The organism is Pseudomonas sp. 2995-1, assembly GCF_002742505.1.
Lineage (GTDB): Bacteria > Pseudomonadota > Gammaproteobacteria > Pseudomonadales > Pseudomonadaceae > Aquipseudomonas > Aquipseudomonas sivasensis.
The window spans coordinates 1-324 of the sequence record NZ_LJSA01000200.1 but is presented as its reverse complement, the minus strand read 5'-3'; the positions used below and the strand labels follow the sequence as shown (position 1 = coordinate 324).

Genomic DNA, 324 nt, shown 5'->3' with positions numbered 1-324 from the left:
ATCAAGCAGAAGCGTTACAAGAATTGAGAATGGATCTACTTAATGATTTAATTCGTGACAGAATACTTGTTCAAGCTGCTAATGAGCAAAACATTCAACCATCAGAAGAAGAAACTGAAATTGCCATTGAACAAATGTTAGTAGAGTACGGTACGACAGAGAGCGAGTTACAAGAATTAATGGAAGAACAGGGTTATACAGAAGAGATGATTCACCAGGAAGTTGCTGATCAATTAAAAATTCAGAAGCTAACTGAATTAGACCACCTTGACTTTCAAGACTTTGATCTGTCGGGAGAAAACTTGAGAGACTACTATGATGAAC

The 324-nt window shown here is 36.7% G+C and carries 1 protein-coding gene; it reads left to right on the top strand.

The window, feature by feature from the left end; genetic code table 11:
• Positions 1–29 precede the first annotated feature (29 nt).
• On the top strand, positions 30–324 hold a 295-nt coding region (locus AOA61_RS02480), incomplete at its 3' end, for a SurA N-terminal domain-containing protein (RefSeq protein ID WP_256583323.1).